General features: G+C 71.9%; 25 protein-coding genes. 15 read left to right on the forward strand and 10 right to left on the reverse strand.

What is annotated here, in order from left to right; genetic code table 11:
* Window positions 1-249: 249 nt before the first annotated feature.
* The 3 genes from ACFYOU_RS11585 to moaA all read left to right on the forward strand — a co-directional run bounded on the left by ACFYOU_RS11585 (window position 250) and on the right by moaA (window position 3426).
* Window positions 250-618, forward strand: a complete 369-nt coding sequence (locus ACFYOU_RS11585; RefSeq protein ID WP_389761138.1) for a DUF485 domain-containing protein — start codon at window positions 250-252, stop codon at window positions 616-618.
* Window positions 615-2252, forward strand: coding sequence for a sodium/solute symporter (locus tag ACFYOU_RS11590; protein ID WP_391304921.1), 1638 nt, complete (start codon window positions 615-617; stop codon window positions 2250-2252). The genes ACFYOU_RS11585 and ACFYOU_RS11590 overlap by 4 nt, the downstream gene beginning before the upstream one ends.
* A 172-nt stretch (window positions 2253-2424) precedes the next feature.
* Entirely contained in the window at window positions 2425-3426 is a 1002-nt protein-coding gene (moaA, locus tag ACFYOU_RS11595; protein WP_391304923.1) for a GTP 3',8-cyclase MoaA, read from the forward strand.
* A 12-nt stretch (window positions 3427-3438) separates the two neighbouring features.
* On the opposite strand, the gene ACFYOU_RS11600 is transcribed toward moaA, so the two are convergent.
* Complete coding sequence (locus tag ACFYOU_RS11600) at window positions 3439-3657, reverse strand: hypothetical protein (RefSeq protein WP_391304925.1); 219 nt, start codon at window positions 3655-3657, stop codon at window positions 3439-3441.
* Between the two features lie 326 nt (window positions 3658-3983).
* Window positions 3984-4370, reverse strand: coding sequence for a DUF3099 domain-containing protein (locus ACFYOU_RS11605; protein ID WP_391304926.1), 387 nt, complete (start codon window positions 4368-4370; stop codon window positions 3984-3986).
* 245 nt (window positions 4371-4615) lie between these two features.
* Between ACFYOU_RS11605 and ACFYOU_RS11610 the strand changes: the two genes are divergently transcribed.
* Window positions 4616-4897: a GlsB/YeaQ/YmgE family stress response membrane protein gene (locus tag ACFYOU_RS11610; RefSeq protein WP_387002818.1), complete on the forward strand. Its 282-nt coding sequence runs from the start codon at window positions 4616-4618 to the stop codon at window positions 4895-4897.
* Window positions 4898-5017: 120 nt separating this feature from the next.
* On the opposite strand, the gene tyrS is transcribed toward ACFYOU_RS11610, so the two are convergent.
* From tyrS to ACFYOU_RS11625, 3 genes are all read right to left on the reverse strand, one after another.
* Entirely contained in the window at window positions 5018-6307 is a 1290-nt protein-coding gene (gene tyrS, locus ACFYOU_RS11615; protein WP_389761129.1) for a tyrosine--tRNA ligase, read from the reverse strand.
* Between the two features lie 162 nt (window positions 6308-6469).
* Window positions 6470-7864: a metallopeptidase TldD-related protein gene (locus tag ACFYOU_RS11620; RefSeq protein ID WP_389761127.1), complete on the reverse strand. Its 1395-nt coding sequence runs from the start codon at window positions 7862-7864 to the stop codon at window positions 6470-6472.
* Entirely contained in the window at window positions 7861-9414 is a 1554-nt protein-coding gene (locus ACFYOU_RS11625) for a TldD/PmbA family protein (protein WP_389761125.1), read from the reverse strand. The genes ACFYOU_RS11620 and ACFYOU_RS11625 overlap by 4 nt, the downstream gene beginning before the upstream one ends.
* Window positions 9415-9734: 320 nt before the next feature.
* Here ACFYOU_RS11625 and fabG point away from each other — a divergent pair, with 320 nt between their 5' ends.
* From fabG to ACFYOU_RS11640, 3 genes are all read left to right on the forward strand, one after another.
* Complete coding sequence (fabG, locus tag ACFYOU_RS11630; protein ID WP_385496265.1) at window positions 9735-10451, forward strand: 3-oxoacyl-[acyl-carrier-protein] reductase; 717 nt, start codon at window positions 9735-9737, stop codon at window positions 10449-10451.
* A 5-nt stretch (window positions 10452-10456) separates the two neighbouring features.
* Window positions 10457-11224 (forward strand): enoyl-ACP reductase FabI, encoded by a 768-nt coding sequence (gene fabI / locus ACFYOU_RS11635; RefSeq protein WP_389761121.1) that lies wholly within the window; start codon window positions 10457-10459, stop codon window positions 11222-11224.
* 208 nt (window positions 11225-11432) lie between these two features.
* Window positions 11433-11801, forward strand: coding sequence for a hypothetical protein (locus ACFYOU_RS11640; protein WP_391304929.1), 369 nt, complete (start codon window positions 11433-11435; stop codon window positions 11799-11801).
* A 205-nt stretch (window positions 11802-12006) separates the two neighbouring features.
* On the opposite strand, the gene ACFYOU_RS11645 is transcribed toward ACFYOU_RS11640, so the two are convergent.
* Window positions 12007-12726: a FadR/GntR family transcriptional regulator gene (locus ACFYOU_RS11645; protein ID WP_389761117.1), complete on the reverse strand. Its 720-nt coding sequence runs from the start codon at window positions 12724-12726 to the stop codon at window positions 12007-12009.
* Between the two features lie 173 nt (window positions 12727-12899).
* On the opposite strand from ACFYOU_RS11645, the gene ACFYOU_RS11650 reads away from it, so the two are divergent.
* The 4 genes from ACFYOU_RS11650 (at window position 12900) to ACFYOU_RS11665 (ending at window position 15464) form a co-directional block, all read left to right on the forward strand.
* The gene (locus ACFYOU_RS11650) at window positions 12900-14258 is read left to right on the forward strand and encodes a CynX/NimT family MFS transporter (protein ID WP_391304931.1); all 1359 of its coding nucleotides are present in this window, start codon (window positions 12900-12902) and stop codon (window positions 14256-14258) included.
* Window positions 14259-14301: 43 nt separating this feature from the next.
* Entirely contained in the window at window positions 14302-14418 is a 117-nt protein-coding gene (locus ACFYOU_RS11655; RefSeq protein WP_385496261.1) for an SGM_5486 family transporter-associated protein, read from the forward strand.
* Window positions 14419-14639: 221 nt separating this feature from the next.
* Complete coding sequence (locus ACFYOU_RS11660) at window positions 14640-14849, forward strand: hypothetical protein (RefSeq protein WP_391304932.1); 210 nt, start codon at window positions 14640-14642, stop codon at window positions 14847-14849.
* A gap of 90 nt (window positions 14850-14939) precedes the next feature.
* Complete coding sequence (locus tag ACFYOU_RS11665) at window positions 14940-15464, forward strand: SixA phosphatase family protein (protein ID WP_387002837.1); 525 nt, start codon at window positions 14940-14942, stop codon at window positions 15462-15464.
* Between the two features lie 99 nt (window positions 15465-15563).
* On the opposite strand, the gene ACFYOU_RS11670 is transcribed toward ACFYOU_RS11665, so the two are convergent.
* Window positions 15564-16121 carry a TetR family transcriptional regulator gene (locus ACFYOU_RS11670; protein ID WP_391304934.1) on the reverse strand — a complete coding sequence of 186 codons (558 nt, stop codon included), beginning with the start codon at window positions 16119-16121 and terminating at the stop codon, window positions 15564-15566.
* A gap of 91 nt (window positions 16122-16212) precedes the next feature.
* Between ACFYOU_RS11670 and ACFYOU_RS11675 the strand changes: the two genes are divergently transcribed.
* Complete coding sequence (locus ACFYOU_RS11675; protein WP_391304935.1) at window positions 16213-17085, forward strand: alpha/beta fold hydrolase; 873 nt, start codon at window positions 16213-16215, stop codon at window positions 17083-17085.
* A gap of 111 nt (window positions 17086-17196) precedes the next feature.
* Here ACFYOU_RS11675 and serB read toward each other — a convergent pair whose 3' ends face one another.
* Window positions 17197-18405, reverse strand: coding sequence for a phosphoserine phosphatase SerB (serB, locus tag ACFYOU_RS11680; RefSeq protein WP_391304937.1), 1209 nt, complete (start codon window positions 18403-18405; stop codon window positions 17197-17199).
* Between the two features lie 355 nt (window positions 18406-18760).
* Between serB and ACFYOU_RS11685 the strand changes: the two genes are divergently transcribed.
* Window positions 18761-21307: an FHA domain-containing protein gene (locus ACFYOU_RS11685; protein ID WP_391304939.1), complete on the forward strand. Its 2547-nt coding sequence runs from the start codon at window positions 18761-18763 to the stop codon at window positions 21305-21307.
* Window positions 21308-21412: 105 nt separating this feature from the next.
* Here the strand turns inward: ACFYOU_RS11685 and ACFYOU_RS11690 are convergent, their stop codons facing one another.
* On the reverse strand, window positions 21413-22171 hold the full coding sequence (locus ACFYOU_RS11690) for a transglycosylase SLT domain-containing protein (protein WP_389761103.1): 759 nt from the start codon (window positions 22169-22171) through the stop codon (window positions 21413-21415).
* A gap of 509 nt (window positions 22172-22680) precedes the next feature.
* A complete protein-coding gene (locus ACFYOU_RS11695; protein WP_391304940.1) occupies window positions 22681-23379 on the reverse strand; it encodes an SDR family NAD(P)-dependent oxidoreductase in 699 nt (232 codons plus the stop codon).
* Between the two features lie 208 nt (window positions 23380-23587).
* Between ACFYOU_RS11695 and ACFYOU_RS11700 the strand changes: the two genes are divergently transcribed.
* Both ACFYOU_RS11700 and ACFYOU_RS11705 read left to right on the forward strand, forming a co-directional pair.
* Complete coding sequence (locus ACFYOU_RS11700) at window positions 23588-24733, forward strand: GAF domain-containing protein (RefSeq protein ID WP_391304941.1); 1146 nt, start codon at window positions 23588-23590, stop codon at window positions 24731-24733.
* On the forward strand, window positions 24726-25367 hold the full coding sequence (locus tag ACFYOU_RS11705) for a response regulator (protein ID WP_389761097.1): 642 nt from the start codon (window positions 24726-24728) through the stop codon (window positions 25365-25367). Before ACFYOU_RS11700 ends, ACFYOU_RS11705 begins: the two co-directional genes overlap by 8 nt.
* The last annotated feature ends 137 nt before the right edge of the window (window positions 25368-25504 follow it).

A 25504-nucleotide genomic window follows, 5' to 3' on the forward strand; every position in this document is an offset into this window, starting at 1 on the left:
TGTCGGATCACGCTCAAGGGGCCTAGCATCCATCCGACTCGCGTGATCCACGTCACCGTGAGGTCAGAAAACGACATGTCCGTACCGAATCCGACGTCATCAACGGCACCTTCCACACCGTCACGAACGTCCACATCGTCAGCACGACCCGCCCCCGCGGCCGAACCGGTCGCCGTGGGCGCCCCCGCATCGAGCCCCAGAACAGAGTCGCACCCCCCATCCGTCGCATCCGCACCGCGAGGAGACTCCGTGGCCACCGACGCACCACCCCCACCGAACGGCGAACCCGACCGCCGGGCCGGACTGCCGTCCACCGAGGAGTTCATCGAGGTCCAAGGCAGTGCGGAGTTCGCCGAACTGCGCCGCTCCTACCGGTCGTTCGCCTTCCCCCTGACCATCGCCTTCATCACCTGGTACCTGCTGTACGTCCTGCTGTCCAACTACGCCGGCGACTTCATGGGCACCCGACTCTTCGGCAACATCAACGTCGCCCTCGTACTGGGCCTCGCCCAGTTCCTCACCACGTTCCTGATCGCCTGGTGGTACTCGCGGCACGCCGCAGCGAAGCTCGACCCCAAGGCCGAGGCCATCAAGGACCGCATGGAGGGCCGCGCATGACCACCGCGACCGACCACCTCGCCCCGGCCGTCCTCGCAGCCTCCGAAGCGAGCGAACACCGACCGCTGATCATCTCCCTGTTCGCGGCGTTCGTCGTCGCCACCCTGTTCATCACCGTCTGGGCCGGCCGCCAGACCAAGGACGCCGCCGACTTCTACGCGGGCGGCCGACAGTTCACCGGCTTCCAGAACGGGCTCGCCGTCTCCGGCGACTACATGTCCGCCGCGTCCTTCCTCGGCATCGCCGGCGCCATCGCCCTCTTCGGCTACGACGGCTTCCTCTACTCCATCGGCTTCCTCGTCGCCTGGCTCGTGGCCCTGCTGCTGGTCGCCGAACCCCTGCGCAACTCCGGCCGCTACACCATGGGCGACGTCCTCGCCTACCGGATGCGCCAGCGCCCGGTCCGCACCGCCGCCGGCACCTCCACCATCGTGGTCTCCATCTTCTACCTGCTCGCGCAGATGGCCGGGGCGGGCGTCCTCGTCTCCCTGCTGCTCGGCATCACCAGTGACGGCGGGAAGGTCCTCATCGTCGCCCTGGTCGGCGTCCTGATGATCCTCTACGTCACCATCGGCGGAATGAAGGGCACCACCTGGGTCCAGATGGTCAAGGCGGTCCTCCTCATCGGCGGCACCCTCCTGATCACCTTCCTGGTCCTGTGGAAGTTCCAGTTCAACGTCTCCGACCTGCTCGGCAAGGCCGCCGAGAACAGCGGCAAGGGCGCCGCCTTCCTGGAGCCCGGCCTCAAGTACGGCGCCACCGCCACCTCGAAGATCGACTTCATCTCGTTGGGCATCGCCCTGGTCCTCGGCACCGCCGGACTCCCGCACATCCTGATCCGCTTCTACACGGTGCCCACCGCCAAGGCCGCCCGGAAGTCCGTGAACTGGGCCATCGGCATCATCGGCGCGTTCTACCTGATGACCATCGCCCTCGGATTCGGCGCGGCGGCCCTCATCGCACCCGAGGAGATCACCTCCTCCAACAAGGCCGGCAACACCGCCGCCCCCCTGCTGGCCCTGCACATCGGGGGCGTGGACTCCACCTGGGGAGCCGTCCTGCTGGCGACGATCTCCGCCGTGGCCTTCGCCACCATCCTCGCCGTGGTCGCCGGACTCACCCTCGCCTCGTCCTCGTCGTTCGCCCACGACATCTACGCGAACGTCATCAAGAAGGGCCGGGCCAGCGAGAAGCAGGAGGTGCGGGCCGCCCGCTGGGCCACCGTCGCCATCGGCATCGTCTCCATCGGCCTCGGCGCCCTCGCCCGGGACCTCAACGTCGCCGGCCTGGTGGCGCTCGCCTTCGCCGTCGCCGCCTCCGCGAACCTCCCCACGATCCTGTACAGCCTCTTCTGGAAGCGGTTCACCACCAGCGGCGCCCTCTGGTCCATCTACGGCGGCCTCAGCAGCGCCGTGCTGCTGGTGCTGTTCTCCCCGGTGGTGTCCGGCAAGCCGACCTCCATGTTCCCGGACGTCGACTTCCACTGGTTCCCGCTGGAGAACCCCGGGATCATCTCCATCCCGCTCGGCTTCCTGCTCGGCTGGCTCGGCACCCTCCTGTCCAAGGAGCCCGCCGACCCCGCCAAGTACGCCGAACTGGAGGTCCGTTCGCTCACCGGCACCGGGGCCCACTGACCGGACCCGTCGCCGTTCCGCCCCGCACCGCGGGACGGCGACGGGAAACGCCCCGACCTCCCGCCCCCACCCTCACGTAGGCTCACCGGTAACCCTGGGGGCCGCCCCGCACCGGACACCCGGTCGGAGCGCTCCGCCAGCACGCCTAGCCACCACCGGGGAGGGGACCCACGTGCTCATCGACACCCACGGCCGAGTCGCCACCGACCTGCGGGTCTCCCTGACCGACCGGTGCAACCTCCGGTGCACGTACTGCATGCCCGAAGAGGGCCTGGCCTGGCTCGCCAAGTCCGACCTGCTCACCGACGACGAGATCGTCCGCCTCATCCGGATCGCCGTCACCCGGCTCGGGGTCACCGAGGTCCGCTTCACCGGCGGCGAGCCACTGCTGCGCCCCGGTCTCGTCGGCATCGTGGACCGGGTCGCCCGACTCGCCCCCCGCCCCCGGATCTCGCTCACCACCAACGGCATCGGCCTGGCCCGCACGGCGGACGCGCTACGCGAGGCGGGCCTGGACCGGGTCAACGTCTCCCTCGACACCCTGCGCCCGGAGGTCTTCAAGGCCCTCACCCGCCGGGACCGGCTGTCCGACGTCACGGCCGGCCTGGCGGCGGCCAGCTGCGCCGGCCTCGCCCCCGTCAAGGTCAACACCGTCCTGATGCCCGGCCTCAACGACGACGAGGCACCCGACCTGCTGGCCTGGGCGCTCGACCACGACTACGAACTGCGGTTCATCGAACAGATGCCCCTCGACGCCCAGCACGGGTGGCAACGGACCGGCATGATCACCGCGGGGGACGTCCTCGCCTCCCTGCGCACCCGCTTCGCCCTGGAACCGGAGCAGTCGCAGGAGCGGGGCTCGGCCCCGGCGGAGCGCTGGATCGTGGACGGCGGCCCCGGGCGGGTCGGCGTGATCGGTTCCGTCACCCGCCCGTTCTGCGCGGCCTGCGACCGCACCCGACTGACCGCGGACGGCCAGGTCCGCAACTGCCTCTTCGCCCGCGAGGAGACGGACCTCCGGGCCACCCTGCGGTCCGGCGGGGACCCGGCCCACGTCGACGAGGAGGTCGTCCGTCTGTGGCGCGCGGCCATGTGGGCCAAGAAGCCCGGTTCCGGCCTCGACGACCCGTCCTTCCTCCAGCCCGACCGCCCGATGTCGGCGATCGGCGGCTGACGCCCCCCGGGGTCAACCCTGCGCGGGCCCTTCCTCGTCGGCGGGCTCCCGCCAGTCCGCGAGGGCGACGACGTCCTTGAGGAACCCGCGCACCCCCAGGAACTGGGAGAGGTGCTCGCGGTGCTCCTCGCAGGCCAGCCAGGTCTTGCGCCGCTCGGGCGTGTGGACCTTCGGGTTGTTCCAGGCGAGCACCCACACGGCGTCGGCCCGGCACCCCTTGGCGGAGCACACGGGCGGACCCGGCACGGGCTCGGGAAGGGACCCGGGGAAGCCCGGGAAGCCCGGGAAAGGCGATGACCCCGAGAACGCGGACGGGTCGGGGCGCGGGGGGAGCGAGTTCACGTCACCACAGTAAGCGCGTCCCGATCGCGGGCTCCGCGCACCCCGTCCGAAAACAACGACGCCGGGCAGCCACGGGGGGAGCTGCCCGGCGTCGGTCAGTCGCTCCGACGGGGGATGCGGAGCGCGTACGCAGTATGTCACGCGTCACCCGCCGCCCGGCACTGGATCCGCATGATTGATCTGAGCAGTTCTTGAGCTTGGCGCAATGGCTCCGCTCAGCCGGAGGCGCCTCCCGTGGAGCCCGCAGCACCGGCCCCGCCCCTCGCCGAAGGCCCCCCAGCGGATTCCGCACCGGATTCCGGTGCAGGTCCCGACAGTGCGGACGGCAGGGGCGTCCTGATGAACGTCGAGGGCAGCGAAGGCGCGTTCTCCCGCCCCGCGTTGGCGATCACCACGGCGATGTACGGCAGCACCATGCCGAGCACGAGCGCCACCACGGCCACATGGCGTTCCACGTTCCACAGCGCCACGGCGGCCACGAACGAGAGCGTCCGGACGGACATCGAGATCATGTACCGGAGCTGTCGGCGCCGCACGTCCTCGGAGAGCCCTTGCCGTGCCCCGGTGATCCGGAAGACCCCGGCGTCGTCCTGCTTCCGCATCACGTTCCACCACCGCCCGCTCCTGAGGACCCACACCGGTCCGAACCGCTCTCACGGTACGCCCCGGCCGGACGGCCCACGAGACCGGGGGAGGCCGGACAGTGGCCGGAACGAGCCGCCCGGAACGACGTCTCCCCCAGGCGTCGGCCGCGTCCGGACGCGGCCGACGTGCGGCGCACCGTCGTCGGCCGGACACTGGGTGCACGCACGACGAACCACACGTCGAGCAGAACCAGGAGGCACCCATGGGCTGGTTGTGGGCGATCATCGTCGGATTCGTGCTGGGGCTCATCGCCAAGGCGATCCTGCCGGGCAAGCAGCACAGCCCGCTGTGGCTGACGACGATCTTCGGCATCATCGGCGCCGTCATCGGCAACTCCCTGGCGGCGGCCTTCGGCATCGCGGAGACCAGCGGCATCGACTGGGGCAGGCACGCCCTCCAGATCGTCGCGGCCGTCATCGTCGTCGGACTCGGCGACATGGCGTACGTGGCGCTGTGGGGCAACAAGAAGAAACAGCGCGCCTGAGCCCGCGCACCACCGGCGGGGAAACGCCCCCACCGCCAGCACCGAGGGGACGGTTCCGCGGTAGTCGCTACCGCGGAACCGTCCCCTCGAACGCGTCGTACGCCTCGAACGCGGGGGCGCTCAGCCGGTGGTCCCCCCGGGCTCCTCGCCCGTGACCTCGATCGCGGCCAGGTTGCGCTTGCCGCGCCGCAGCACCAGCCAGCGACCGTGCAACAGCTCCGCCGCCGCGGGCACCGCGTCCTCGGCGGTGACCTTGACGTTGTTCACGTAGGCACCGCCCTCCTTCACCGTGCGCCGGGCCGCGGACTTGCTGGCCACCAGCCCGACCTGCGCGAACAGGTCGACCACGGGACCCAGCTCGGCGACCCGGGCGTGCGGCACCTCCGACAGGGCCGCCGTCAGTGTCGCCGCGTCGAGGTCCGCCAGCTCGCCCTGACCGAACAGCGCCCGGGACGCCGCGGTGACCGCGGCGCACTGGTCGGCGCCGTGCACCAGGGTGGTCAGCTCCTCGGCGAGGGCGCGCTGGGCGGCCCGGGCCTGCGGGCGCTCCTCGGTGGCGCGCTCCAGCTCCTCGATCTCCTCGCGGGACCGGAAGCTGAAGATCCGCAGGAACTTGGAGGCGTCCCGGTCGTCCGCGTTCAGCCAGAACTGGTAGAAGGCGTACGGCGTGGTCATCTCCGGGTCCAGCCACACCGTGCCGGACTCGGTCTTGCCGAACTTGGTGCCGTCCGCTTTGGTGATCAGCGGAGTGCCCAACGCGTGCACCTCGGCACCCGGCTCGACCCGGTGGATCAGGTCGGTGCCGGAGGTGAGGTTGCCCCACTGGTCACTGCCGCCGGTCTGGAGCGTGCAGCCGTAGCGCCGGTACAGCTCCAGGTAGTCCATGCCCTGGAGGAGCTGGTAGCTGAACTCCGTGTAGCTGATGCCCGCATCGGAGTTGAGCCGTCGGGAGACGGCCTCCTTGGCGATCATCTTGTTGACCCGGAAGTGCTTGCCCACGTCCCGCAGGAACTCGATGGCCGACATGCCCTGGGTCCAGTCCAGGTTGTTGACCATGACCGCCGCGTTCGGACCCTCGAAGTCCAACAACGGCTGGATCTGCCCGCGCAGCCGCTCCACCCAGGACGCCACGACCTCGGGCGCGTTCAGGGTGCGCTCCGAGTTCGGCTTGGGGTCACCGATCAGGCCGGTGGCCCCGCCGACCAGGCCCAGCGGCCGGTTGCCCGCCTGCTGGATGCGCCGCATGGTCAGGATCTGCACGAGGTTGCCGAGGTGCAGGCTGGGCGCGGTCGGGTCGAAGCCGCAATAGAACGTGACGGGACCGTCCGCGAACGCTTTGCGCAAGGCGTCCTCGTCAGTGGACAGGGCCAGCAGCCCGCGCCACTTCAGTTCGTCGACGATGTCCGTCACGGTCTCGTGTCTCCTTGTCGTACGGGTTCGTACGGGGTCGTACGCGTCATGCTCGTCGTGCGGGCCGTGCCCGTCACCACGGGGGCCGGCCGTACCGGCGGTCCCGCGCGGCCCGCGGCCGGCGCCGGCCACGACGTGCCGGTACCGGCCAGTCTAGGGGCGTCAGACCCCCTGGCTCACCGAACTCATGTTGAAGTCCGGCACCCGCAGCGGCGGCATGGCAGCTCGAGTGAACCAATCGCTCCATTCGCGCGGCAAGGTCTTTTCGGTCCGTCCGGCCTCCACCGCCCGGCCCAGCAGGTCCACCGGCGATTCGTTGAACCGGAAGTTGTTGACCTCCCCGACCACCTCGCCCCCCTCGACCAGGTACACGCCGTCCCGGGTCAGCCCGGTCAGCAGCAGGGTCGCCGGATCCACCTCCCGGATGTACCAGAGGCAGGTCAGCAGCAGCCCGCGTTCGGTCGACGCGACCATCTCGTCCAGGGACCGGTCGTCACCGCCGTCCAGGATCAGGTTCCCGATCGCCGGGGACACCGGCAGCCCGGTCAGCCCGGCACTGTGCCGGGTGGTCACCAGCCGGGACAGCGCGCCCTCGCTGATCCACTCGGTCGCGGTCAGCGGCAGCCCGTTGTCGAACACCGAGGAGTCCCCGCCGGAGGAGTGCGCCAGCACGAACGGCGCGGTCTCCACCCCGGGCTCCCGGGGGTCGCTGCGCAGCGTCAGCGGCAGTCCGGCCAGCTTCTCGCCGACCCGGGTGCCCCCGCCCGGCGTCGAGAACACCGTGCGTCCCTCGGCCGCGTCCCGGCCGGCCGCCGACCAGTACTGGTAGATCAGCAGATCGGCCACGGCGGTCGGCGGCAGCAGCGTCTCGTACCGTCCGGCGGGCAGCGCGATCCGGCGCCGCGCCCAGGCCAGCCGCCGGGCCAGCTCGGCGTCCAGCTCACCGGGGTCCACATCGCTGAAGTCCCTGGTGGCCCGGCCCGCCCACGCCGACCGGGTGCGGTCCGGGGACTTGGCGTTCAGCTCCAGCGTGCCCTTGGGCTGGTCGTGCCGCAGCCGTACCCCGGTCGAGGTGCCGAGATAGCTCGACACCAGCTCGTGATTGGCGAAACCGTACAGCTCCCGCCCACCCGCCCGGGCCCGTGCGAACGCCTCGCCGAGCGCCGGGGCGAAGTCCGCGAACACCGCCGACGAGGTCTCGGCCGGGGCGCCCGTGAAGTCGGCGGAGTGCGGCACCCCGGACACCAGCGGCTGGGCGTCCTCCGCCGGACCCGCCGCCCGCGCGGCCTCCTCGGCGGCCCGCACCAGCGGCTCCAGGTCGTCGGCGGTGACCGCCGACCGCGAGACCACGCCGGACGCCGTCCCGCGGGCGCCGTCCACCGTCGCGACGACGGTGAGGGTACGGCCCCGGGTGACCCCGTTGGTGGTCAGCGCGTTGCCCGCCCAACGCAGGTTCGCCGTCGACTCCTCGTCCGCGATGACCACGCAGCCGTCCGCCCGCGACAGTTCCAGCGCGCGCTCGACCAGCTCGTGCGGCTTGCTCACCCGTGGGCTCATCGCCCGGCCTCCTGCGTGGTGTTGAGGATGTTGACGCCCCGGAACAGGGCACTGGGGCAGCCGTGGGAGACCGCCGCGACCTGGCCCGGTTGGGCCTTGCCGCAGTTGAAGGCACCACCGAGCACGTACGTCTGCGGGCCGCCCACCGCCGTCATCGAGCCCCAGAAGTCGGTGGTCGTCGCCTGGTAGGCCACGTCGCGCAGCTGCCCGACGATCCGGCCGTTCTCGATGCGGAAGAAGCGTTGCCCGGTGAACTGGAAGTTGTACCGCTGCATGTCGATCGACCAGGACCGGTCACCGACCACGTAGATCCCCCGCTCGACCCCGCCGATCAGGTCCTCGGTCGACATCCCCGCCGGGTCCGGCCGCAGCGACACGTTCGCCATCCGCTGCACCGGGACGTGCCCGGGGGAGTCGGCGTACGCGCAGCCGTTGGACCGGTCGAAGCCGCTCAGCCTGGCGATCCGCCGGTCCAGCTGGTACCCCACCAGGGTGCCCTTCTTCACCAGGTCCCAGGACTGCGCGGCCACGCCCTCGTCGTCGTACCCGATGGTCGCCAGCCCGTGCTCGGCGGTGCGGTCACCCGTCACGTTCATGATCTCCGAGCCGTACCGCAGCTTGCCCAGCCGGTCGAAGGTCGCGAAGGACGTGCCCGCGTACGCCGCCTCGTAGCCGAGCGCCCGGTCGAGCTCGGTGGCGTGACCGATCGACTCGTGGATGGTCAGCCACAGGTTCGACGGGTCGACCACCAGGTCGTACAGTCCGGCCTCCACGCTCGGCGCGAGCATCTTCTCGGCGAGCAGTTCGGGGATGGACTCCAGCTCGCCGGCCCAGTCCCAGTGCGCTCCGGTCAGGTACTCCCAGCCCCGACCGACCGGCGGTGCGAGGGTGCGCATCGAATCGAACTCGCCGGTCGACTCGTCCACCGCGACGGCCGTGAACTCCGGATGCAGCCGGACCCGCTGCTGGGTGGTGACGGTGCCCGCGGTGTCCGCGTAGAACTTGTTCTCGTGGACGGTGGTCAGCGCCGCGTCCACATGGGTGACGCCCTTGGCCGCCAGCAGCCCCGCGCTCCACTCGGCCAGCAGCGCGGCCTTCTCCTCGTCCGCGACGGTGAACGGGTCCACCTCGTAGCTGGACACCCACGTCCGGTCGGCGTGCACCGGCTCGTCGGCCAGCTCCACCCGTTCGTCGGCCCCGGCCGCCCGGATGACCTGCGCCGACAGCTTCGCCATCGCCACCGCCTGGGACGCCACCCGGGCCGCCGCGTCCATCGTCAGGTCGACGCCCGAGGCGAAGCCCCAGGTGCCGCCGTGCACGACCCGCACCGCGTAACCCAGGTCCGTGGTGTCCGACGAACCCGACGGCTTGGCGTCGCGCAGCCGCCAGGACGCGCTGCGGACCCGTTCCAGCCGGAAGTCCGCGTGCTCAGCGCCCAGTGCGCGGGCCCGCGCGAGCGCCGCGTCGGCGAGTGCCCGCAGGGGCAGCGCCGTGAAGGCTTCGTCGATCGAATGTGGCACGGGGGGTCTCCCTGCGGGCGTGACGGGCATGGTTCGGGTACGACGCGGGGGGCATCGGCCGACCGGGGCGCCGGGGCGTCCGGGACCGACTCGGGAGCCGGACGCCGCCGCGCCGCCCGGCCCGCACCGATCATGTCCGACGCGCGCCGCGATGGCCACATCCTGACGGGCCCCACGGCCTCCGCGGTTCTGTAGGGATCCAACAGCGAGCCCCGTCCGTCACTGTCGGTGGCCGATTCTCTTCGCACCGGACGGTACCGATAGGTTTCCGGGAGGGGCGGCGCAGACGCCTGCCGCCGTGTGCGGTGGTCGCCGCCGCGACAGCAGACCGCTAACGAAAGGGTGATCCGTTGAGCCGCTCGGTTCTCGTCACCGGAGGTAACCGGGGCATCGGCCTCGCCATCGCCCGCGCGTTCGTCGAGGCGGGCGACAAGGTCGCGATCACGTACCGCTCGGGCGACCCCGAGGCACTGAAGGCGCAGGGGCTCCTCGCCGTCCGGTGCGACATCAACGACGGCGAGCAGGTGGAGCAGGCGTACAAGGAGATCGAGGCCGCGCACGGCCCGGTCGAGGTCCTCGTCGCCAACGCGGGGATCACCAAGGACCAGCTCCTGCTGCGGATGTCCGAAGAGGACTTCACCTCGGTCGTCGACACCAACCTCACCGGCACCTTCCGGGTCGTCAAGCGGGCCAACCGGGGCATGCTGCGTGCCAAGAAGGGCCGCGTCGTCCTCATCTCCTCCGTCGTCGGTCTCCTCGGCTCCGCCGGCCAGGCCAACTACGCCGCCTCCAAGGCCGGCCTCGTGGGCTTCGCCCGCTCCCTCGCCCGGGAACTCGGCTCCCGCAACATCACCTTCAACGTCGTCGCGCCCGGCTTCGTCAACACGGACATGACGCAGGTCCTCACCGAGGAGCAGCGCGCGAACATCGTCCGACAGGTGCCGCTGGGCCGCTACGCGGAAGCCGACGAGGTGGCCGCCGCCGTGCGCTTCCTCGCCTCGGACGACGCCTCGTACATCACTGGAGCCGTCATCCCGGTTGACGGCGGACTGGGAATGGGTCACTGATCACCATGAGCGGAATCCTCGAAGGCAAGCGCGTCCTGATCACCGGTGTGCTGATGGAGTCGTCCATCGCGTTCCACACCGCGCGGATCGCCCAGGAGCAGGGCGCCGAGGTCATCCTCACCGCCTTCCCGCGCCCCACGCTCACCGAGCGCATCGCCCGCCGGCTGCCCAAGCCGACCAAGGTCGTCGAACTGGACGTCACCAACGACGACCACCTGGGCCGACTGGCCGACGTGGTCGGCGAGGAGCTGGGCGGCCTCGACGGAGTGGTGCACTCCATCGGCTTCGCCCCGCAGGACGCCCTCGGCGGCAACTTCCTGAACACCCCCTTCGAGTCCGTCGCCACCGCCATGCACGTGTCGGCGTTCTCGCTGAAGTCGCTGACCATGGCGTGCCTGCCGCTGATGCAGAACGGCGGCTCGGTCGTCGGCCTCACCTTCGACGCCCAGTACGCCTGGCCGCAGTACGACTGGATGGGCCCCGCCAAGGCCGCCCTGGAGGCCACCAGCCGCTACATGGCCCGTGACCTGGGCAAGCAGAACGTCCGCTGCAACCTCATCTCCGCGGGACCGATCGGCTCCATGGCCGCCAAGTCCATCCCCGGCTTCGAGGAGCTGGCCTCGGTGTGGGACGACCGCGCCCCGCTGGAGTGGGACCTCAAGGACCCGGAGCCGGCGGGCAAGGGCGTCGTCGCCCTGCTGTCGGACTGGTTCCCGAAGACGACCGGCGAGATCATCCACGTCGACGGCGGACTGCACGCCATCGGCGCCTGAGCTCCCGCCCGGCGCGCCCACCGCGGCCCGCCCTGCCGTACGACGCCCCGTCCCCGCCCCGTGCGGGAGGCGGGGCGTCGCCCGTTCGGGCCACCAGATCGAGCGGACCGGGGGCCGAACGGGTCACGCTGGACAACGAGTTTCCCCCTTGTGGTGCAGCCGCGACGGCCCCCGATGACCGCCGCGGTACGGCCGAGGAGGTTCCCTGGTGCGGTGGTCATCCGGATTCGTCCCGTTGCTCGCCCTGCTCGTCTTCCTGACCGCCCTGCCCGTCGGTGCCGACCCGCACGGCGGTGAAACCGACACGGAGCCCGACCGGCCCACCCGGGCGGAGGGCGACTTCGGTCGCAGCGGCGCCGAGTGCCGTACCGCGGTCGAGGGCTCGGAAGTGATCGCGCACTGCCACAACCCGTACCCGACGGTCTACCGGGTCACCCTGCACGTCGAGTGCGCCGAGTGGTGGGACATCGACACCGACGGCGCTCCCGTCGACGCCGACCCCGCACGAACGGTCCGCCTCTCCGCCCGCTGCTGGAAGAACGTCACCACCACCTGGATCACCCAACACCCCCGATAGGCCCGCGGGGAACGCCGCACCCGCAGAAAATGCCCCCGACAGGGGCGCGGGGAACTGCGCAAATCCCCCAGCGCACCCGCACGGAACAGTGCACCCGCAGCCAATCGCCCCGGATGAGGGGCGCGGGGAACTGCGCAAAATCAACAGCGCACCCGCACGGAACACCGCACCCGCAGGGACTCGCCCCCGACAGGGACGCCCCACCTCAAGGGGAGCCGGACGACACCCCCGCCGACGGGGCAGCCCCGTCCCGCACCCGCCCCCGCCGACACATGGACGCATACGCCGCAGCCTCCACCGCCGCCACCTCCGCGTCCCCGACGCGAATCGCATCCACCAACCGCGCATGATCCATGTGATGCTCGGGCGTCAACGTCGCGCCCACGTCCGAGCGCAACCAGTCCCGCAACACCTCGCCGAGGTCCGCGTACACCGCGGACAGCACGTCGTTGTGCGAGGCCGACACCACCGCCAGGTGAAAGCTCGCGTCCGCGGTCACGAACGCCTCCGCGTCCCCCGACTCCCAGGCCCGCTCACGCCGCAGCAGCAACGCGTCCAACTGGGCGAGGTCCCGTTCGGTGCGCCGCTGCGCGGCCAGCCGCGCCGCACTGGACTCCAGCGCGGAGCGCAGCTCGGCCACGTGCCGGGGCTCCGCGCCCGCGAACCTGCGCTGCATCACCCCGGCCAGCTCACTGGTGGCCGCGACGTACGTTCCGGAGCCCTGTCGGATGTCCAACAGGCCGTTGTGCGCGAGCGCGCGCACCGCCTCCCGGACCGTGTTCCTGGCCACGCCCAGCTGCTCGACGAGTTCGGGCTCGGTGGGGATGCGGGAGCCCACCGGCCACTCACCGGAGGTGATCTGTGCCCGGAGCGCCGCGATCACCTGCTCGGACAACGCCGATCGTGTGGGGTGGTTCAGCGGCATGGGCGTCGGTCCTTCGCGGAGGCGGACGGGCGGATGTTCCGGCGTGCGCGGGCGCACGGCGGCGGAACCGGTGCGGGCCACCGGCCGGGACAGGCTACGGGGAGCCGCCCCCTGCCACCCTTCCCGCTCCGACGGTGGTCAGTCAATCATCCCATGATTCTATGATGGGGGGCATGCGCAGCGAGGACACCTCCACGATCACCCCGATCAACCGGGACCCCCGGCCCGACGACCGGCCCGCGGACCAGCCCGACGACCGGCCCGGCAACCGGCTCGGCGACGGGTCCGGCGACCGCCCCGCCACCACCGCCGCCGGCCCGCGCCGCCGACCGGTCGGCCCGGCGCTCGTCGTCCTCGCGATCGTCCTCGCCGCGGTCAACCTGCGCCCCGCGATCACCAGCCTCGGCGCCCTCCTCGAAGAGGTGCGCACCGGCCTCGGCATGAGCGGCACCCTCGCCGGGCTCCTCACCTCGGTCCCCACGCTCTGCTTCGCCGTCTTCGGGATCACCGCACCGCGCCTCGCGCAGCGCTTCGGCCCCGGTGCGGTGGTCTGCGCGGGCATGGCCGCCGTCGCCACCGGACTGGCGCTCCGCCCCTTCGCCGGCGGCACCGCCGGACTCCTCGCGGGCAGCGCCCTCGCCCTGATGGGCATCGCCGTCAGCAACGTCCTCATGCCGGTGATCGTCAAGCGCTGGTTCCCCGACCGGGTCGGCACCATGACCGGTTTGTACTCCATGGCCCTCGCGCTCGGCACCGCCAGCGCCGCCGCCTTCACCGTTCCCCTCGCCGACGCGCTCGGCGGGAGCTGGCGCGGCGGCCTCGCCGTCTGGGCGGCCCTCGCCGCCGTCGCCGTGGTGCCGTGGCTGTTCCTCGTCCGCGACCGCGGACGCGCTCCCGGTGCGCCCGCCGCCCCGACCGCGACGGTGCCGACCGCCGACGGGCTGCGGATCACCCGTAGTCGCACCGCCTGGGCGCTGGCGGCGTTCTTCGGCCTCCAGTCCACCGCCGCCTACATCACCATGGGCTGGATGCCGCAGATCTTCCGGGACGCCGGCGTCTCCGCCGACACCGCCGGACTGCTGCTCGCCGTCACCATGGTCATGGGCGTGCCGCTCGCGTTCGTCATTCCCCGGGTCGCCACCCGACTGCCCCACCAGGGTCCGATGGTCGTCGTCCTGGGCCTGTGCGGGCTCGCGGGCTACGCCGGCCTCTACTTCGCGCCCGCCGCGGGCGCCTGGGCGTGGGCACTGCTGCTCGGCGTCGCGAACTGCGCGTTCCCCCTGGCCCTCACCATGGTCGGCATGCGCGCGGGCTCCGCCGCCGGCGTCGTCAAGCTGTCCGCCTTCGCGCAGAGCACCGGATACCTGCTGTCGATACCGGGACCGATCCTGGTCGGCGTGCTCTACCAGCACAGCGGCGGCTGGGGACTCCCGATCGCCCTCATGGCCGCGCTGCTCGTCCCGCAGATGGCGGCCGGCGTGCTCGCCGGACGCAACCGCACCGTCGAGGCCGAGTGGGCGGCGCGCCGCTGACCCCGCCCGACCGCCCGGGCCCGGGCGGTGCGAGACTGGCGCCATGCCTGTGCTCGATCCGAATCCCCAGAACGGCCAGAAGAAGCTCCTCATCGTCTTCGGCGCGATGATCGGCATCACCGTCATCATCGGTGTGATCGCCACCATCGCCTCGCCCTGACCCGTACACCGCGTCGACCCGCACGCCCCCGTGAAGGGGGCGCCGCCACCCGGGGCGGGCAACCGACCCCGGGGGGTGGGGTTACCCCCACCGTCCCCTAGGGGGTCAGGGTCAGGGTCAAGTAGGTGGCCTTCCCGATGGGTTGACGAGGCCCGCCGGCGTAACTTCGAACCGTGCCCCGCACCCGCGGCGCACGAGTGGCGAAGACCCGTGGAGGCGTCATGCCGGCCCGTACGCACACCCGGCCGTCCAGCCCGGCGTCCACCGGCGGCGTCGAGGTCCGGCTGCCCTGGTGGGCCGTGCTCCTGCCGGCCGTCGCCTTCGGCGTGCTGTTCCTGCTGCTCCTCAATCCGGCCGAGGCCCACGCCGCGCCCGCCTACCCGGAGATCGGCCTGTTCGTGGAGCGTGCCCGCCAGGTCCTGGCGTTCTGAACGGTGTCCCCGGGGTGTGCCCGGCAGCCTCGAAAAGCGGCCCGTCAACTCCCTGCGCCACGTGGCGGGTTTCGTGCGAAGCTTGACCGCATGAGCGTCGCAGAACCCCGCAGGATCGTCGTTTTCCGGCATGCCAAGGCCGACTGGCCCGACCTCGCCGACCACGAGCGTCCGCTCGCCGAGCGCGGCCGGAAGGACGCCCCCGTCGCCGGGCGCAAGCTCGCGGACTCGGGCATTCCGCTGGACCTGGCCCTCTGTTCCACCGCGGCCCGGACCCGCGAGACGTGGAAGCTGGCCGTCCACGAGCTCGGGCACCGACCCCGGACGGTGTACGAGGAGCGGATCTACGAGGCGTCCCCCGGCGAGCTGATCGCCCTGTTCAACGAGCTTCCGGACGACGCGCGCAACGTCATCGTGATCGGGCACAACCCGGGGGCCCAGGGAGTGACCGAGGTCCTCGCCGGATCGGCCGAGGGCGACGCCGCCGAACGGCTGGGCCGCCGCGGCTTCCCGACCGCCGCGTTCGCCGTCCTCACCTTCGAGGGCGCCTGGAAGGCCCTCGAACCCGGAACGGCCACGCTCGCCGACTACTGGGCCCCCGGCGAGCCCCGCTAGCCCGACGCTCCGGGCCGCCGTCCACCGGTACGACCCCGCCGACCCCGCCGACCTCTGTCGCCGGGGCGTGCGGGCTGTCCGGGCACGCCCCCTCCGCGGTCAGCGGGCCGTGTCGAGGAGGACCCGCGCCGCGCTCTTGGCCTGCGCCGCCGGCTCCGGGGAGCCGTTGATGCCCGCGACGACCATGGCGCCGTTGGCGAGCAGGGCCAACTGGTCGGCGAGCTCCGGGGGAGCGCCGAGGGCGTCGGTCTGCTCGGCGAAGTACTGCCGCAGCGCCTGTTTGTGACCGCGCGCGATCTCGGCGACGTCCGGCGAGATGCCGCCCATCTCGCCGAAGGTGTTGATGAAGGCGCAGCCGCGGAAGCCCGGGTCGGCGAACCAGTCGCCCAGGTAGTCGAAGACCGCGAGCGCCCGTTCGTACGGGGTGTCTGCGCGGGCGGCCCCGTGGGCGGCGATGGCCTCCCGCACGGCCGCGTCGCGACGGTTCAGGACGGCCCAGACCAGATGGTCCTTGGAGGGGAACAGCTGGTAGAGCCGTTTGAGGGAGACGCCCGACGCGGTGCGGATGGCGTCCATGCCGACGGCCTGCACCCCGCGCTCGTCGAAGAGTCCCTCGGCCGCCTCCAGGAGCCTCAGCTCAGCGGTGTCCGCATCCATCGTTCGCTCACCCCTTGCTGGAAAACCATCGTTCTCCTACTCTACGAGGCAGAGGGAGAACGATCGTTCTCCATCCTGACGGGGAGGTCCCATGCCCAGCTTCGCCCTGCGCGCCCGCACCGAGACCGTGGACGGCCTGGAGGTCTTCTACCGGGAGGCCGGCGATCCCGCCCGCCCCACGCTCGTCCTGCTGCACGGCTTCCCGTCCAGCTCGCACATGTACCGCCAGCTGATGGCCGAACTGGCCGACTCCTTCCATCTGATCGCCCCCGACCACATCGGCTTCGGCGCCTCCGCCGCGCCCGACGTCGACGCCTTCCCGTACGGCTTCGACAAGCTCACCGAGATCACGCTCGCACTGCTCGACCGGCTCGGGATCGACCGCTTCGCCCTCTACCTCCAGGACTACGGCGCGCCCATCGGACTGCGGATCGCCTCCCGCCACCCCGAGCGGGTCACCGCGCTCGTCACCCAGAGCGGGAACGCCTACCTGGAGGGCTTCACGCCCTTCTGGGACGTGCTCTTCGCGCACGCCCGGGACCGCGCGGCCCACGAGGGGGCGGTGCGCGAACTGCTGACCGCCGGGGCCACCCGCTGGCAGTACACCCACGGCGTCCCCGCCGACCGCCTCGACCGGGTGGGCCCGGAGACCTGGACCCTGGACCAGGCCGGCCTGGACCGGCCGGGCAACAAGGAGGTCCAACTGCAACTCTTCTGGGACTACCAGTTCAACCTGGACCGGTACCCGGACTTCCAGGAGTACTTCCGCACCCACCGGCCCCCGCTGCTCGCCGTGTGGGGACGCGGCGACGAGATCTTCGGACCCGCCGGCGCCGAGGCGTTCGCACGGGACCTCCCGGACGCCGAGATCCACCTCCTGGACGCCGGCCACTTCGCGCTGGAGACGCACGGACCGGAGATCGCGGCCCTGGTGCGCGACTTCCTGGACCGCCGGGCGAAGTGAGCCGATCGCTGCTCCCCGGCCGTGCTCCACCCCGGCCGTGCTCCACCCCGGCCGTGCTCCACCCCGGCCGTGCTGCACTGCGGACCGGCCGGGGACCTCGGTCGGCGAACCTCAGCCCGCGGCCGCGGAGTCCGCCGACTCGACCTCTTCGCGGGACACTCCGAGGAGGTAGAGCACGGTGTCGAGGAACGGCACGTTGACCGCCGTGTGCGCGGCCTCCCGGACCACGGGCTTCGCATTGAACGCGACCCCGAGTCCCGCCGCGTTCAGCATGTCCAGGTCGTTCGCACCGTCGCCGATCGCCACGGTCTGCGCCAGCGGCACCCCGGCCTCCGCGGCGAACCGCCGCAGCAGCCGCGCCTTGCCCGCCCGGTCCACGATCTCGCCCGTGACCCGTCCGGTCAGCTTGCCGTCGACTATCTCCAGGGTGTTGGCCTGCGCGAAGTCCAGCCCGAGCCGCTCCTTCAGGTCATCGGTGACCTGCGTGAACCCGCCCGACACCACGCCCACCTGGTACCCCAGCCGCTTCAGCGTCCGGATCAGGGTCCGCGCGCCGGGCGTCAGCCGCACCTCGGCCCGGACCTTCTCCACCACCGAGGCGTCGAGCCCGGCCAGCAGGGCGACCCGGGCGTGCAACGACTGTTCGAAGTCGAGCTCCCCGCGCATCGCGGCGGCCGTGACCCCGGCGACCTCCGCCTCGCAGCCGGCGTGCGCGGCGAACAGCTCGATGACCTCGTCCTGGATCAACGTGGAGTCCACGTCCATCACGACCAGTCGCTGCGCCCGTCGGTGCAGCCCCGCGGCCACCACGGCGACATCGACGTCCAGCGCCGCGGACGCCGTCGCCAACTCGGTCCGCAGCGCCTCGGTCGCCACCCCCGACACCGCGAACTCCACCGCGGTCACCGGGTACTTGGCCAGTCGGAAGATGCGGTCGATGTTGCCGCCGGTGGCGGTGATCCGGGCCGCTATGCCCGCGGTCGACCGGGCGGTCAGCGGGTGCCCGAGGACGGTCACGTGCGAACGTCCGAGCCCGCGCGGCCGGTTGTCCCCGCGGCCGGAGATGATCTCGGCCTGCATCTTCATGGACTCGGCCCAGCCGTGGACGGTGGCCCGCAGATCGCCGGCGCGGCCGTGCGAGGGCTCGGTGACGAGCGCGCACAACGTGATGCGGCCACGGGTGACGACCTGCTCGATGTCGACCACGTCGACGGAGTAGGCGGCGAGGGTGTCGAACAGTCCGGCAGTGAGACCGGGCCGGTCCTTGCCGAAGATCTTGACCAGGAGGGTGGGATCGTCTGAGGTGTGCGAGTCGCTCATGGTCCTTCCACGGTAGCCGGCCGGCACGCCGGGCGCGCGGGTGGTCCGGGGAGCGGACAGTTCCCGCGTCCGCGCCCGGCCCACGAGCCCCGCGCCCCTCCCCACCAGCAGCTGGACCCTCCGCCGCCGCACCGCCCCGCACCCGACCGGACCGATCCGCGGGCACCGCGGGACCACCGCCGTACGCCCCGGCCCGCGTCCGCCAACGGGCCTGGCAGCACGGCCCGTCCGCGCACTTCGCACCGCCCGACTTTCGATTCCGGGGCCCGGCCTGGAATAGTTCCCCACATTGTTCGACATCCCTAGGACTCCCCACGACGGGGGAACATCGGGGGACACATCAGTGGGGCATGGAGTGCCGGAACTCGTACTGGAAGTGAACGGACGGACCTGGACGCTCGACCCGTCCAGACCGTGGACCCTCGGACGTGATCCGCAGGGGGACATCGTGCTCGATGACGCCAGGGTCTCCTGGCGGCACGCCACGATCAGCTGGAACGGTCGGACCTGGGTCGTCGAGGACCACGGCAGCACCAACGGCACCTTCGTGCAGGGACACCGCGTCCACCAGATGGAGATCGGCCCCGGCTCGGCCGTGCACCTCGGCAACGGGACCGACGGTCCCCGGGTCGACCTGAGGGACGCCGCCGCCGTGCCGCGGCAGGCCCAGGGCGCCGCGCCCGCGCACCAGGGGTGGGCCGACCCGCAGCAACCGCCCGCCCACCAGCCCCAGGGCGGACCCGAGCACGGTTGGCAGCAACAGCCGCCCCAGCAGCAGCCGGCCCACCAACAGCCGGCCCAGCAGCCGCCCGTGCACGAGGTGCCGCAGCAGCAGGGACCGGGCGCGGGCGGGGCCGCGGGAGCCCCACCGGCCCACGGCGACCGCAGCCCCACCTCGTTCCACCAGTTCGCCCTCGGCCGGGTCATGCGCATCGGCCGTGCACTGGAGAACGAGCTGGTCGTCTCCGACCTCCAGGTCTCCCGGAACCACGCGGAGTTCCACGCCACGCCCGACGGCCGGTTCGAGATCCGTGACCTCGGCTCGCACAACGGCACCTACCTCAACGGCATGCCGATAGCCAAGGGCGGACGCGCCCTGCTCGGCCCCACCGACATCATCGGCGTCGGCCACTCCACGTTCCGGCTGGTCGGGGACCGGCTGGAGGAGTTCGTCGACACCGGCGAGGTGTCCTTCTCGGCCCGCCATCTGACGGTCACCGTCGACGGCGGCAAGCAGATCCTCAAGGACGTGTCCTTCGGGGTCCCGGAGAAGTCGCTGATCGCCGTCATCGGACCGTCCGGTTCCGGCAAGTCGACCCTGCTCAAGGCGCTCACCGGCTACCGGCCCGCCGACCGGGGCGACGTCCTCTACGACAACCGGAACCTCTACAAGCAGTTCGCCGAGCTGCGCCAGCGCATCGGTCTGGTCCCGCAGGACGACATCCTGCACAAGGAACTGACCGTCCGGAAGGCGCTCCGCTACGCGGCGAAGCTGCGGTTCCCCGCCGACACCAGCGAACAGGAACGCGAACAGCGCATCGGCGAGGTGCTGCGCGAGCTGAAGCTCGACCTCCACAAGAACAAGAAGATCACCTCCCTCTCCGGCGGTCAGCGCAAGCGGGTCTCGGTGGCCCTGGAACTGTTGACCAAGCCCTCGCTGATCTTCCTGGACGAGCCGACCTCCGGGCTCGACCCCGGCATGGACCGCGACGTCATGCAGTTGCTGCGCGGGCTCGCCGACGACGGCCGGACCGTGCTCGTGGTCACCCACTCGGTGGCGGAGCTCGCCCTCTGCGACAAGCTGCTCGTGATGGCACCCGGCGGTTCCGTCGCCTACTTCGGCCCGCCCGAGGAGGCCCTGAACTTCTTCGGCTACGACACCTGGGCCGATGTGTTCTCCGCCTTCGAGAACTACCGCGACTACGACTGGGCGGGCCGCTGGAAGGGCTCCCAGCACTACCAGATGTACGCGGCGGACATCGACGCCGTCGCACCCCAGTCGGCGCAGCCGCCGTCCCGCCAGGTGGTGCGCCCGCCGAAGCCGCAGAGCTGGGGCTCACAGCTGCTCACCCTGGTCCGCAGGTACCTGTCGGTGATCGCCTCCGACAAGGGCTTCATGGCCCTGATGCTGGTCCTCCCGGCCGTCCTCGGCGCGGTGAGCCTGCTCATCAACGCCGACCAGGACCTGCTGCCGAACCCGCCCGCGGCGGACGGCCGGCCGGTGCCCAACGGCACCGCGGCGACCGTCCTGCTGATCCTCGCCGTCGGCGCCTGCCTGGCGGGCGCCGCGAACTCGGTCCGCGAGCTGATCAAGGAACGGGTCATCTACGAACGGGAGCGCGCGACCGGCCTGTCACGCTCCGCGTACCTGATGTCCAAGGTCATCGTGCTCGGCCTGATCACCGTGCTCCAGGGCGCGATCGTCGGTGGCATCGGCTTCACCCTGCGCGACGTCCCCGAGGAGGGCGTCGTCCTGGGCGGACTCGTCCTGCTCGAACTGTCGCTGCCGATCATGGCGCTCGGCTTCGCCTCGATGATGTTCGGCCTGATCATCTCCGCGCTCGTCAAGACCGCCGAGAAGACCATGCCGCTGCTCGTGATGTTCGCGATCATCCAGATCGTCTTCACGGGCTGTCTGTTCACCCTGCACGGCACCGTGGGCGTCAACGAACTCTCCTACCTGATGCCCTCGCGCTGGGCGGTCGCCGCGGCCGGGGCCAGCCTCGACTTCAACCGGGTCAACCCGAACACCGACGACCCCGGCAGCACCGACCCGCTGTGGGACCACGACGGGGGCACCTGGCTGCTCGACATGGGCGCCCTGCTCGCCCTCGGCGCCCTCTGCGGCGTCCTCGTGGCCCGCTTCCTGCGGCGCCACGAGCCGGAGGTCATGCGCAAGTGACCCGGTGCCCCGACGGGCACCGGACACGACGACGCCGAGGGCGGCACCAGTGCGGGTGCCGCCCTCGGCGTGGTCACGGCCGGGGGCCGTGGGGTCCCCGGGGGATCAGTAGGCGCCGAAGACGTTGTCGATCGAGCCGTACCGGTCGGCCGCGTAGTTGGCGGCGGCGGTGATGTTCGAGACCGGGTGGTAGATGTCGTACGGCGTGCCCGACACGTGGTACGCGTTGAAGGTCGGCGGGATGACCTGGAGCAGGCCCTTCGACGGGATGCCGTTGCGGGCGTTGATGTCCCACAGGTTGATGGCGCGCGGGTTGCCGCTCGACTCCCGGATGATGTTGCGGTACAGGCCGTTGTACGTGCCCGGGATGCTGTTCTTCTTCATGACGTCGAGCGACTCGCGGATCCACCCGTCGAGGTTGTTCGCGTAGAGCACGGTCCGGGCGGAGGTGCGGCTCGCCGCCGTCGACTGCTCGCGCGACTGCTCGGCCGCGGCCTTGGACCCGGCGGCCCGGTCGGCCTTCGCCGCGTCGACGGCCTTCTTCGCCTCGGCGTCGCGCTGGGCGTCGGCGGCCTTCTTGGCCTCGGCGTCGCGCTGGGCCTTCAGACGGTCGGCGGCGGCCTTGACCTTCTGGTCGGCCGCGGCCCGCTGGTCGGTGACGTCGGCCCGGACGTCCTCGATCTTCTGCTTGTTCTGGAAGGCCGCGGGGGCGGCCTCGGTCACGGGGGCCTCGGAGGCGTCGGCCGGGACCAGGGTGAGAGCGAGGGCCGCAGCACCGAGGGTCGCGACACCGGCGATGGAGAACTTGTGGATCCGGGTCAGCGTCGTACGCCGTTCACCGGAGGCAGAGCTGTTCTTCGGCATGGTGGGACCTCTTCGAGTAGCGGAGGTCGCTCGTGGTCCGGCAGGGGACAGGTGTTTCCGACACAAACGCCGCGGGCAAACTCCCGCGGCGCCGAGCGACGGCAGCCATTCTTAGCTCCCGCAAAATTCGCTGGCAATCATGTGACGTACGAAGCCGGATAGTGGATCAGGGGGGTGGACGAGTCGCCCGAATCGGGAGTCATCCCCGTTCAAGAGCCTGAAGGTGAACCACTAGGGGCCTTCGTACGTGATGTGCGTCCTATGCCGGGGCTCACACCCCGCCCCCCGCCATCTCACCCACTGTTGCGAGAGCAATCCTCATCGTGAGGCATCTCGCCCCCCCCGGAGAAGCCGGCCGCCCCCGCCCCCGTCCCCTGCTCCGTGCGCCCCTCGCCCGTCCCTGTTACCCCCGCCCCTCCACGCCCGCTCGCTCCTCTTACACCTCGCGCACGCGCGATGCCCCGGTCCCGCCGATCCCGCAACCCGGGGCCGTCACCCTCCGCGGGGCGTCACCGCTGCTCCAGCAGCGCCGGGGCGCCGTACCGCCCACTGGGCGCCCGGCCGTCCAGCAGACGCAGGAAGGCCGGCACCACCTGCTCCGGCAGCGGCCGCCCCTCCTCGTCCTCCTCGGGTGCCGCCGAGCGGTACAGGTCGGTCCGCATGTCCCCCGGATCCACGGCCCACACCCGCAGCCCCGGCTCCTCCACCGCCAGCACCGCCGCCAACTGGTCCAGCGCCGCCTTGGACGCCCCGTACCCGCCCCACGTCTCGAACGGCTCGGCCGCCGCCTCGGAACTCAGGGCGATCACCGTGCCCGCCGGCGCCCGGCGCAACAGCGGCAGCGCCTCCTGCACCAGCCCCAGCGCGGCCACCACGTTCACCTCCAGCGCCTGCCGCAGCCCCGCCAGCGGGTGGGCGTCCAGCCGCACCAGCGGCTCGGCCCCCAGCACGCTCGCGTTGTTCACCAGCAGGTCCAGTCCCCCCAGCGCCCCGGCCGCAGCCACCAGGTCCCTGCGGTGGGCGGCGTCCGTCACGTCACCGGGCAGCGCCGTCACCCGCGTGCCGTGCGTGCGCACGTCCTGAGCGGTCCGCTCCAGCACCTGTGGCGTCCGGGCGTTCAGCACCAGGTCCCAGCCCCGCCGGGCCAGCGCCAACGCCAAGGCCCGCCCCAGGCCCTTCGACGCCCCCGTGATGATCGCCACTGCCATGCCGGTCGGCTCCCCGCTCTGGTCCGCTGTCGTCCGCCGGTGCGCCCCACTGCCCGCACCCGCGCGGTCCACCGTAGGAACCCCACCGCCCGGTCCGCCTCGGACGTCGGGCGCAGACCCCGGGTCCCTTGGGCCTAGGCCCCCCGCCCTACCCCGCCGCCACCGGCCGTCGGATACCGCCCCCGCCCCCCGCCGGTACGGTGAACACATGAGTCACGGCCCACGATCCGGCCTCTACGCGGTCAGCTCCGCGTTGCTGGCCATGAGCAGGCATCTTGAGGTGCGCGACGTCCTCAAGACCATCGTGGCCTCCGCCCGCGAACTGCTGGACGCCCAGTACGCCGCCCTGGGCGTGCCCGACGACCACGGCGGCTTCGCCCAGTTCGTGGTCGACGGCGTCAGCGACGAGCAGTGGCGCGCCATCGGCCCGCTGCCCCGCCAGCACGGCATCCTCGCGGCCATGCTCAGGGACGCCGGCACCGAGCGCCTCGCCGACGTCCGCAAGGACCCCCGCTTCGAGGGCTGGCCCGTCACCCACCCCGACATGTCCGACTTCCTGGGCATGCCGATCCGGGACGGCGACGAGATCATGGGCGCGCTGTTCCTCGCCAACAAGAACCATCCCGCGCCCGAGGGCAGCTGCGGCTTCACCCAGGACGACGAGGACCTCCTCACCATGCTCGCCCAGCACGCCGCGATCGCCCTCACCAACGCCCGCCTCTACGAGCGCAGCCGGGAACTGACCATCGCCGAGGAGCGCTCCCGCCTCGCGCACGAGCTGCACGACGCCGTCAGCCAGAAGCTGTTCTCGCTGCGGCTGACCGCCCAGGCCGCCACCGCCCTCGTCGACCGCGACCCCGTGCGGGCCAAGGACGAGCTGACGCAGGTCGCGGCCCTCGCCGCCGAGGCCGCCGACGAACTGCGGGCCGCCGTGGTCGAGCTGCGCCCCGCCGCGCTGGACGAGGACGGCCTGGTGGCCACCCTGCGCACCCACACCCAGGTGCTCGACCGTGCCCACTCCGCACGCGTCACCTATCACGGCCACCTCCCGCGGGCCCTGCCCGCCTCCCAGGAGGAAGCGGTGCTGCGGGTCGCGCAGGAGGCCCTGCACAACGCCCTGCGCCACTCCGGCGCGCAGCAGGTGGACGTCCGGCTCGACCCGCACGAGCGGGGCGCCGTCCTCCTCGTCGTCGACGACGGCGCGGGCTTCGACCCGCGGGCCGTCCGCCGGGCCGGGCGCCACCTCGGGCTGGTCTCCATGCGGGACCGCACCGACGGCGTCGGTGGAACGCTGACCGTGGCATCGGAGCCCGGCAAGGGCACGACGATCAAGATGGAGGTCCCCGGTGGCTGACAAGAGCATCCGCGTGCTCCTCGTGGACGACCACCAGGTCGTCCGCCGGGGCCTGCGCACCTTCCTGGAGGTCCAGGGGGACATCGAGGTGGTCGGCGAGGCCGCCGACGGTGCCGAGGGCGTCGCCCGGGCCGAGGAGCTGGGGCCCGACGTCATCCTGATGGACGTCAAGATGCCCGGCATGGACGGGGTGGAGGCCCTGCGCCGGCTGCGCGAGCTGGCCAACCCCGCGCGGGTGCTCGTGGTCACGAGCTTCACCGAGCAGCGCACGGTCGTGCCCGCCCTGAGGGCCGGTGCCGCGGGGTACGTCTACAAGGACGTCGACCCGGACGCCCTCGCCGGCGCCATCCGCTCGGTCCACGCCGGCCACGTCCTCCTCCAACCGGAGGTCGCCGACGCCCTGCTCACCCAGGAGGGCACCGGCGGCGGCCAGGGCCGTGCGGGTTCCCTGACCGAACGGGAGCGGGAGGTGCTCTCCCTGATCGCCGACGGCCGTTCCAACCGCGAGATCGCCCGGGCCCTCGTCCTCTCCGAGAAGACGGTGAAGACCCATGTGTCGAACATCCTCATGAAGCTCGACCTCGCCGACCGCACCCAGGCCGCCCTCTGGGCCGTGCGGCACGAGGTGGCCTGAGGGGCGGCCCGCTCCCCACCCCCTGCTGACCAGCGATGCCCTGCTTCACCCGACCAGGGGGCGCACCCCGGCGCTCGCCACGGGGCGCGCCCAGGCCCGGTTCCCCTCCGGAATGAGATTCATACTGTCGGGTGGAT

Origin of the sequence: Streptomyces sp. NPDC005955, assembly GCF_042871255.1 — a bacterium.
Taxonomy (GTDB): Bacteria; Actinomycetota; Actinomycetes; order Streptomycetales; family Streptomycetaceae; genus Streptomyces.

Coding starts and splice junctions, on each gene's coding strand:
- ACFYOU_RS11590 (WP_391304921.1), top strand. CDS start 615: ATGACCACCGCGACCGACCACCTCGCCCCGGCCGTCCTCGCAGCCTCC.
- ACFYOU_RS11605 (WP_391304926.1), bottom strand. CDS start 4,370: ATGCGGAAGCAGGACGACGCCGGGGTCTTCCGGATCACCGGGGCACGG.
- ACFYOU_RS11610 (WP_387002818.1), top strand. CDS start 4,616: ATGGGCTGGTTGTGGGCGATCATCGTCGGATTCGTGCTGGGGCTCATC.
- ACFYOU_RS11620 (WP_389761127.1), bottom strand. CDS start 7,864: ATGAGCCCACGGGTGAGCAAGCCGCACGAGCTGGTCGAGCGCGCGCTG.
- ACFYOU_RS11625 (WP_389761125.1), bottom strand. CDS start 9,414: ATGCCCGTCACGCCCGCAGGGAGACCCCCCGTGCCACATTCGATCGAC.
- fabI (WP_389761121.1), top strand. CDS start 10,457: ATGAGCGGAATCCTCGAAGGCAAGCGCGTCCTGATCACCGGTGTGCTG.
- ACFYOU_RS11645 (WP_389761117.1), bottom strand. CDS start 12,726: ATGCCGCTGAACCACCCCACACGATCGGCGTTGTCCGAGCAGGTGATC.
- ACFYOU_RS11650 (WP_391304931.1), top strand. CDS start 12,900: ATGCGCAGCGAGGACACCTCCACGATCACCCCGATCAACCGGGACCCC.
- ACFYOU_RS11655 (WP_385496261.1), top strand. CDS start 14,302: ATGCCTGTGCTCGATCCGAATCCCCAGAACGGCCAGAAGAAGCTCCTC.
- ACFYOU_RS11660 (WP_391304932.1), top strand. CDS start 14,640: ATGCCGGCCCGTACGCACACCCGGCCGTCCAGCCCGGCGTCCACCGGC.
- ACFYOU_RS11665 (WP_387002837.1), top strand. CDS start 14,940: ATGAGCGTCGCAGAACCCCGCAGGATCGTCGTTTTCCGGCATGCCAAG.
- ACFYOU_RS11670 (WP_391304934.1), bottom strand. CDS start 16,121: ATGGATGCGGACACCGCTGAGCTGAGGCTCCTGGAGGCGGCCGAGGGA.
- ACFYOU_RS11675 (WP_391304935.1), top strand. CDS start 16,213: ATGCCCAGCTTCGCCCTGCGCGCCCGCACCGAGACCGTGGACGGCCTG.
- serB (WP_391304937.1), bottom strand. CDS start 18,405: ATGAGCGACTCGCACACCTCAGACGATCCCACCCTCCTGGTCAAGATC.
- ACFYOU_RS11690 (WP_389761103.1), bottom strand. CDS start 22,171: ATGCCGAAGAACAGCTCTGCCTCCGGTGAACGGCGTACGACGCTGACC.
- ACFYOU_RS11695 (WP_391304940.1), bottom strand. CDS start 23,379: ATGGCAGTGGCGATCATCACGGGGGCGTCGAAGGGCCTGGGGCGGGCC.
- ACFYOU_RS11700 (WP_391304941.1), top strand. CDS start 23,588: ATGAGTCACGGCCCACGATCCGGCCTCTACGCGGTCAGCTCCGCGTTG.